At 26.9% G+C, this 8,292-nt stretch carries 6 protein-coding genes; all 6 read left to right on the top strand.

Features of this window, described 5'->3' with window-relative positions; genetic code table 11:
• Positions 1-117 precede the first annotated feature (117 nt).
• The 6 genes from recA to BT993_RS04645 all read left to right on the top strand — a co-directional run bounded on the left by recA (position 118) and on the right by BT993_RS04645 (position 8,261).
• A complete protein-coding gene (gene recA, locus BT993_RS04670) occupies positions 118-1,164 on the top strand; it encodes a recombinase RecA (RefSeq protein ID WP_072593462.1) in 1,047 nt (348 codons plus the stop codon).
• A gap of 3 nt (positions 1,165-1,167) precedes the next feature.
• Entirely contained in the window at positions 1,168-1,734 is a 567-nt protein-coding gene (locus tag BT993_RS04665) for a regulatory protein RecX (protein ID WP_072593461.1), read from the top strand.
• Positions 1,731-2,312: an RdgB/HAM1 family non-canonical purine NTP pyrophosphatase gene (gene rdgB / locus BT993_RS04660; RefSeq protein ID WP_072593460.1), complete on the top strand. Its 582-nt coding sequence runs from the start codon at positions 1,731-1,733 to the stop codon at positions 2,310-2,312. Before BT993_RS04665 ends, rdgB begins: the two co-directional genes overlap by 4 nt.
• A gap of 10 nt (positions 2,313-2,322) precedes the next feature.
• A complete protein-coding gene (gene recG / locus BT993_RS04655; RefSeq protein WP_072593459.1) occupies positions 2,323-4,392 on the top strand; it encodes an ATP-dependent DNA helicase RecG in 2,070 nt (689 codons plus the stop codon).
• A 106-nt stretch (positions 4,393-4,498) separates the two neighbouring features.
• Complete coding sequence (locus BT993_RS04650) at positions 4,499-6,277, top strand: ABC transporter substrate-binding protein (RefSeq protein ID WP_072593458.1); 1,779 nt, start codon at positions 4,499-4,501, stop codon at positions 6,275-6,277.
• 193 nt (positions 6,278-6,470) lie between these two features.
• Positions 6,471-8,261, top strand: coding sequence for an oligopeptide ABC transporter substrate-binding protein (locus BT993_RS04645; protein WP_072593457.1), 1,791 nt, complete (start codon positions 6,471-6,473; stop codon positions 8,259-8,261).
• Positions 8,262-8,292: the final 31 nt, after the last annotated feature.

The following is an 8,292-nucleotide window of genomic DNA, read 5'->3' as shown; positions in this document are numbered from 1 at the left end:
GTAGTTGCCAAACTTTTTTTATTATCTTCTGTGTAATAAAAATATAACAAATATATTGACATTAAAAACTAAAAATGATATAATTAATTAATAAATTATTAAAATAAGGGGGAACTCATGGCTAAAAAAGAAAATGTTGCAATGACTGACGATAAATTAAAAGGATTAAAAGTTGCATTAGATCAGATTACTAAAGAATATGGTGAAGGATCTATAATGAAACTTGGTGAAAATAAAAAAATGGACGTTAAGGTTATATCAACAGGAAGTATTAATATTGACTTAGCATTGGGAATAGGGGGTGTACCTAGAGGAAGAATAATAGAAGTATATGGTGCTGAATCTTCAGGTAAAACAACTATAGCACTTCATATTATTGCAGAAGCACAAAAAAATGGTGGACTTGCTGCATTTATAGATGCAGAACATGCACTTGATCCTGTATATGCAAAGGCTTTAGGTGTTGATGTTGACGAACTTTTAATTTCACAACCTGATACTGGAGAACAGGCATTAGATATTGCAGATACATTAGTAAGAAGTGGTGCAGTAGATGTTGTTGTAGTGGATTCAGTTGCAGCACTTGTACCAAAGGCTGAGATTGAAGGGGAAATGTCTGATCAACAAATGGGGCTTCAAGCAAGATTAATGTCTAAAGCTTTAAGAAAGCTAACATCAAGTATTTCTAAATCAGACACAGTTATGATATTTATTAATCAAATTAGAGAAAAAATTGGTGGATTTTCATTTACTCCTGGAGTACAAACAACAACTTCTGGAGGTAGAGCATTAAAATTCTTTTCTAGTGTGAGAATGGAAATAAAGAAAGCCTTGTCTATTAAGCAAGGAGATGATGTTATAGGTACAGAAACTATAGCTAAAATTACAAAAAATAAGGTAGCACCACCACATAAAGAAGCAAAATTTGCTATTTTATATGGAAAAGGTATATCACATATTACGGAAGTATTTGATTTAGCATTAGAATTTGATATATGCAAAAAAAGTGGTTCATGGTTTAGTTATGGAACTGAAAAATTAGGTCAAGGTAAGGTTAATGTTGAAACTTTATTAACAAATAGTCCGGAATTATTTTCTAAAATTGAAGAAGAAGTTATGTCAAAACTTAAGGACCCTGAATTTGTGAGAAACAAGAAAAAATAGAAAATGAAAATAATAGAAAATATTTTAAAAAATAAAGTATATATTAGTAATGGTGAAATTATAGATATTAATTTAGATATTAAATCTATGTTTAAGCTTACTAAAGGAATGGATATTACTGATATATATTATGATTTGATTTACGAATCTATGCTGTCAAAAGCTATATATATAATAACATTAAAAGATAGAACTGTATTTGAATTAATACAAAAATTAAAAGAGAAATATAGAAAAGAAAATTATTTTATTATTAATGATGTAGTAGAAAAATTAAAAGAATTAAATTTATTAGATGATAAAGAATTTGCATTAAGATATATAAATATTAATTCAAATTATTCAATTAATAAATTAAAGTCTAAATTGATTTTAAAAGGAATTTCAATTGATATTATATCTGAAGTAATTTCAGAATTAGATTTAAATGAAAATCAAGAAGAATTAATAAAAAAATTTATTTTAAAAAATTCAAAATTAGATAAGCAAAAACTTTTTAGAAAGCTTATAAGTAAAGGATTTGAATATAATCGTGTATTATATTGCCTAAATTATGAGGAGAATGAATGAAAATAGTATTAGCTACAAAAAATGAGGGGAAATTAGAAGAATTTAGATCTATGTTTAAGGATTTAAATATTGATATACTTTCTGAAAAAGAGTTTAATATTGGAGAAATAATAGAAGATGGATTAACTTTTGAAGAAAATTCATTAATTAAGGCAAAAACAGTAAGTAATATATCAGGATTACCTGCAATAGCAGATGATTCAGGTCTATGTATTGAAGCTTTAGATGGTAAACCAGGAGTACATACAGCTAGATGGTTTAATGAATTTGAAGATTATAATGATAGATGTAGGAAAATGATTGAATTAGTAGATAAACAAAATACAGTTAGAACTGCAAAATTTGTTTCTGTTATAACTCTTTATTTTCCTAATGGAGAAACTCATGTATTTAGAGGAGAAACAGAAGGAAGTATATCTCATGAATTAAAGGGGAATTTAGGTCATGGATATGATCCAATTTTTTATTCTAAAGATTTAAAAATGAATTTTGCTGAAGTAGGGACAGAACTTAAAAATACTGTAAGTCATAGAGGTCGTGCTTTCAAGAAATTAAGAGAATTTTTAGAAAATATGTAAAGGATAAGTTATGTATTTAAGAATATATGATACTCTTGAAGAATTTGATATTAAAACTTTAAAAAATGATAAAAATAAATCTAAAATAAAAGCATTAAAAAAATTAGGAATACATAGTCTTTATGATTTAGTGTATTTTTTTCCACGCACTTATGAAAATAAGGCGAAGCATAAGCCTATATCAACATTAATAGATGGAGAAAACGTAATTATTGAAGGAAGAGTATTAATGATTAATAATGCTTTTTTTAGTAAGAAAAAAATAATTAAAGTTTTATTTACCGATGGAGATGGATTAATAGAATTAGTTTGGTTTAATTCCCCATATGTATCTAGGTCATTAGAAGTTGGAATGGAATTAAGAGTAACAGGTAAGATTAAAAAAAGTAGAAGTTTACAAATTATTAATCCAAGTTATAGTAAAATTAATAGTAGTAATAGAAATATTACTTTAAATGAAGAAGATAAACTTGATTCAGTTTATTCACTTAGTAGTGGTATAGATCAAAAAAATATGAAAAAAATAGTGGAAGAAGTACTTAAAAAATATTTATTTTTATTTGAAGAGAACTTACCACGAAAATATATAATAGAGAATAAGCTGATAAGTAGAGTAGAAGCTATAGTTAATATCCATTTTCCAAAGGATAAGATTATGTATGAAGAAGCTAAGAGGAGAATACTTTTTGAAGAAGCACTTATACTTGAAATGAAAATATTAAGAAATAGATACAATGAAAATATTGAAAATTCTAATTTATATTTCTTAGATGATAATAAAGATTTAGTAAAAAAGTATGTATCAGAACTTTCTTTTGAATTAACAAAGGATCAAAAAAAAATTATAGCTGATATTTATAAAGAATTAAATAATGGTAAAGTTATTAATAGATTAATACAGGGAGATGTAGGTTCTGGGAAAACTATAATATCCTTAATTTTATTACTTTATATGGCTGAAAATAATTATCAAGGTGTAATAATGGCACCTACTGAAATACTTGCAACCCAACATTATTTAGAAGTAGTAAAGGAATTTGAAAAATTAAATATTCGTGTAGAATTACTTACAGGTTCTACTAAAGGAAAGAAAAAAGAAGAATTATATAAAGATGTTGAAAATGGTAATATTAACATTTTAATAGGAACACATTCATTGTTAGAAGATAACTTAAAGTTTAATAAACTTGGTTTGATTATAATAGATGAGCAGCATAAATTTGGAGTAGACCAAAGAAATAAAATAAGGGATAAAGGAATATATTCAAACCTTATAGTTATGACTGCAACTCCTATACCAAGATCTTTAGCTTTAACTATATATGGTGATTTAGATGTTTCTTTATTAACTACTATGCCTTTAGGAAGAAAACCTATCAAAACTAAATGGATAAAGAATAAAAAAGAAGAAAAATCAATGTATGAATTTATAGATAAAAAAATAAAAGAGGGAAGACAAGTTTATGTTGTTTCTCCTTTAATTGAACAAAGCGATAAATTAAATGTATCATCTGCTATTGAAACATATGATAAATATTGTGAGAAATTCCCTAAATATACAGTGGGATTATTACACGGAAAAATCAAGTCTAAAGAAAAAGAAAAAACAATGAATGAATTTAAAGAGGGAAGAATAGATATTTTAGTTTCTACTACTGTAGTTGAAGTAGGGGTTAATGTTCCAAACTCAAGTATAATAGTTATTCTTAATTCAGAAAGATTTGGTTTATCTTCTCTACATCAATTAAGGGGAAGAGTAGGTAGAGGAGAACATTCTTCATATTGTTTTCTTTTATCTGAAACAGAGAATGAAATATCTCAAAAAAGATTACAAGTTATGGAAAATACCTTAGATGGATTTAAAATTGCAGAAGAAGATTTAAAATTAAGAGATACTGGAGAAATATTTGGAATAAAGCAAAGTGGTATATCTGAATTAAAATTATTAGATATAGTTAATGATATTAATATAATTTTAGTTGCTAAAGAATTTTCTGAAAAATATTTACATAAAAATTTAGGGTTAATAAAAGATAAAATTCTTAGAATGGATGTAGAAAATCTTTATGAAAATAATTAAAAATATATGAAAAAGTTGAGGATAGATAAAAAAGTCTTTAAAATTTGTAAAAATGTATGTTTTTTGATATAATTATAGATATAATTATATAAATTTAGGAGGAAAAATGAAAAAATTATTGTCAACAAGTTTAATATTAGCTTCTTTAGGATTGCTATTATCTTGTTCACCGGGTAATTCAAGATCAGAAAAAAATGGGAAAATTGATTTGAATTTTCCATTAGAATATACAAGTGAAGCACCAGCAATAGAAGGTGGAACATATACTGTTGCTATGGTTGCATCTAGTCCATTTAAAGGTATTTTTTCACCATTACATTATCAAGATGCTCAAGATGGGCATATTATTTCATTAATAAATGAGGAATTAGTATGGAAAGATGAAGATTTTGAAATTTTAAATGTAGAAGGTGGAATTTCTACTTTATCATTAGATACTGAAAAAAAACAAATAATTATTAAATTTAAAGAGGGATTAAAATGGTCAGATGGACATCCTATGGGTGTTGATGATTTAATTTATACTTATGAAGTAGTTGCTCATCCAGATTATACAGGAGTTAGATTTTCTCCAATAGATTACTATTTCATAAAAGGTATGGAAGAATATAATAAAGGGAAAGCTTCTAAGATATCAGGATTAGAAAAAATATCAGATACAGAATTAAGAATTAACGTAACTGAAATAACACCTAAAATAATTACTGGTGGAGGACCGTTAGTATCGAATATATTACCTAAACATGATTTAATGGATATTCCTGTTAAAGAATTAGAATTTTCAAATAAAATTAGAAAAAATCCTGTAGGAAATGGTAAATATGTAATTAAAAACCTTGTTCCAGGAGAATCTGTAGAATTAGTGCCAAATGAATATTATCATTTAGGAAAACCAAAAATTGAAAGACTTATTTTAAAAACATTAACTCCACAATTAGCTGTTGAATCTTTAAAAAATGGAGATTTCTTTGAGTATTTAGAATTACCACAAGATTCATATGAGAAATATAAGGATTTAAGTAATATTACTATAATAGGAAGACCTGACTTATATCTACAATATTTAGGATTTAACCTAGGTCGTTTTGATAAAACTAAAAATGAAAATGTAACTGATAGAAATACACCTCTGCAAGATATTAATGTAAGAAAAGCATTATCATATGCGTTAAATATAGATGAAGTTGCTACTGCTTATTATAACGGGTTAAGACAAAGAGCTAATGGGCAAACTCCACCAATATTTAAAAAATATTATGATGAAACATTAGAGGGATATCCATATAACCCAGAAAAAGCAAAAGAATTATTGAAACAAGCTGGATATGAAGATACTAATAATGATGGAATAGTAGATAAAGATGGTAAAAACTTAGAGTTAAAATTTGCATCTATGGCAGGATCAGATGTTTTAGAACCAATTACACAAGCATTTTTACAATACTGGAAAGAAATTGGAGTTAAAGTAACTTTAACTACTGGAAGATTAATAGACCCTAACTTATTCTATGATAAATTAGAAGTAAATGAAGATGACATAGATATATACATGGCAGCATGGAGCGTAGGAACTTCTTTAGATCCTTCATCATCAAAAGGTAGAGATGCTCTGTTTAACTTTACACGTTTCACAAGTGAAGAAAACGATAGATTATTAGCAGAAATTTCAAACCCTAAAGGACTTTCTGATTTAAATTACAAGGTTAAAGCATATAAAGAATGGCAAAAATACTTTGTTGATCAAGCAATAGAAGTACCAATAATGTTTAGATATAAGGTAACACCTATAAATAAAAATGTTAAACATTCAAATTTATATACAGATACAAAGAGATCAAATGTAATTGAAGAAATTGTAAATACTTTACCTGCAAAAGCAGAATAACAATAAAATATAGATATAATATAAATTTAATGACTATCCTAACTATAATTTAGGATAGTTTTTTTACAACTTACATCAATCATTAATTAAATATATGTATAAAATAAATAATATATATTTGCTTAATGATAAAAAGGGTGATATAATAAAAATAGTTAGAAGAAAAATGAAACAAATATTTAGGAGGAGAATTATGAAAAAAATATTATCTGCGAGTTTAGCACTTGCGAGTCTAGGACTTTTAGTATCATGTGGACCGGGGAAAGCTAAATCTGAATCAGGAAATGATGCTGGAATTAGTTTAAATTTTCCGAGGGAGTATAAAAATGATGGAATTGTAGATGAAAATGCAGAATATAAGGTGGCACTTGTAATGTCATCACCTTTTAAAGGAGTATTCTCAAAGCTACATTATCATGATGGTAATGATTCAGAACTATTAAAACACATAACTGAGGAAATTTTCTGGACAAATGAGGATTTTGAAATTTTAGATATTGAAGGTGGTATGGCAACATTATCACTAGATTTAGAAAATAAGAAAGTAATAGTTAAATTTAAAGAAGGATTAAAATGGTCTGATGGACATCCTATGGGTGCTGATGACTATATTTATACTTTAGAAGTATTAGGACATAAAGATTATACAGGAATTAGATACGATGAAAAAGAACATGGTAAAATAGTTGGAATGAAAGAATATCACGAGGGTAAAGCTGATAAAATTTCAGGAGTTACTAAAATTTCTGATACAGAAGTACATATACAATTATTTGAAAATGATGCTAAAGTAGTTACTGGTGGAGGAGCAGTATCATCTACAAGTGGAATACTTCCAAAACATTATTTATCAGATGTAGCTATGAAAGATTTAGAAACTTCTGATAAAATAAGAAAAAATCCTCTTTCAAATGGTAAGTTTGTTGTAAAAAATATAATACCTGGAGAAGCAATAGAATTAGAGCCTAATGAACATTATCACTTAGGAAAAGTTAAAGTTGGAAAGGCAATAATTAAAACTATTACTCCACAATTAGTAGTAGAAAGCATGAGACAAGGGGAATATCATAAATATATAAATGCTCCTGGAGATGCTTATGATAAATATTCTGTTTTAGATAATTTATCAATTATTGGTATACCAGATCTTTATTATTCATATTTAGGATTTAATTTAGGTCATAGAGATAATGAAAAAAATGAGAATATAATGGATAGAGATACTCCACTTCAAGATATTAATTTAAGAAAAGCTCTAGCATATGCACTAAATGTAGATGAGGCAGCAAAAGCTTTCTATAATGGATTAAGAAGTAGAGCTAATGGACAAACTCCACCAATATTTAAAAAATTCTATGATTCAACTAATGTTGGATATCCATATAACCCAGAAAAAGCAAAAGAATTATTAAAACAAGCAGGGTATGAAGATACTGATGGAGATGGATTTGTTGATAAAGATGGTAAAAAATTAACACTTAAATATGCAAGTATGTCTGGAGGAGATATTGCAGAACCATTAGCACAATTTTATTTGCAAAACTGGAAAGAAATTGGAGTTGACGTTCAATTGACAGACGGAAGATTACTTGAATTCCAATTATTCTATGAAAAAGTACAAGCAAATGATAATAATATAGATATGTATGGTGCTGCATGGGGAGTAGGAACATCACTTGATCCTTCACAATCAACTTCAAGATACGCTGCATTTAATATGACTCGTTTCGTAAGTGAAGAAAATGATAAATTACTTGCTGCAATTTCAGATCCTAAGGGATTAGCAGATCCAAATTATAAGGCAGAGGCATACAAAAAATGGCATAAATATTTCTTAGATCAAGCAGTGGAAATACCATTGATGTTTAAATATAATCTTGTACCAGTTAATAGAGCTGTTAAAAGTGCTAATCTATATACAGATAGTGCAAGAAATGAAGTGTTTGAAGGTGTAGTAAGTGCACCAGTTAAAGCATCTAACTAAATATTTGTTTATATAAGTCAAATCTATGTTT

This window comes from Streptobacillus ratti, assembly GCF_001891165.1.
Lineage (GTDB): Bacteria > Fusobacteriota > Fusobacteriia > Fusobacteriales > Leptotrichiaceae > Streptobacillus > Streptobacillus ratti.
Note: the sequence above shows the minus strand (reverse complement) of the source record. Positions and strands in the feature narration are given on the sequence as shown.

What these genes read in the sequence shown, in the direction of transcription:
- BT993_RS04665 (WP_072593461.1), top strand. Translation starts at nt 1,168, where the DNA reads ATGAAAATAATAGAAAATATTTTAAAAAATAAAGTATATATTAGTAAT.
- recA (WP_072593462.1), top strand. Translation starts at nt 118, where the DNA reads ATGGCTAAAAAAGAAAATGTTGCAATGACTGACGATAAATTAAAAGGA.
- BT993_RS04650 (WP_072593458.1), top strand. Translation starts at nt 4,499, where the DNA reads ATGAAAAAATTATTGTCAACAAGTTTAATATTAGCTTCTTTAGGATTG.
- rdgB (WP_072593460.1), top strand. Translation starts at nt 1,731, where the DNA reads ATGAAAATAGTATTAGCTACAAAAAATGAGGGGAAATTAGAAGAATTT.
- BT993_RS04645 (WP_072593457.1), top strand. Translation starts at nt 6,471, where the DNA reads ATGAAAAAAATATTATCTGCGAGTTTAGCACTTGCGAGTCTAGGACTT.
- recG (WP_072593459.1), top strand. Translation starts at nt 2,323, where the DNA reads ATGTATTTAAGAATATATGATACTCTTGAAGAATTTGATATTAAAACT.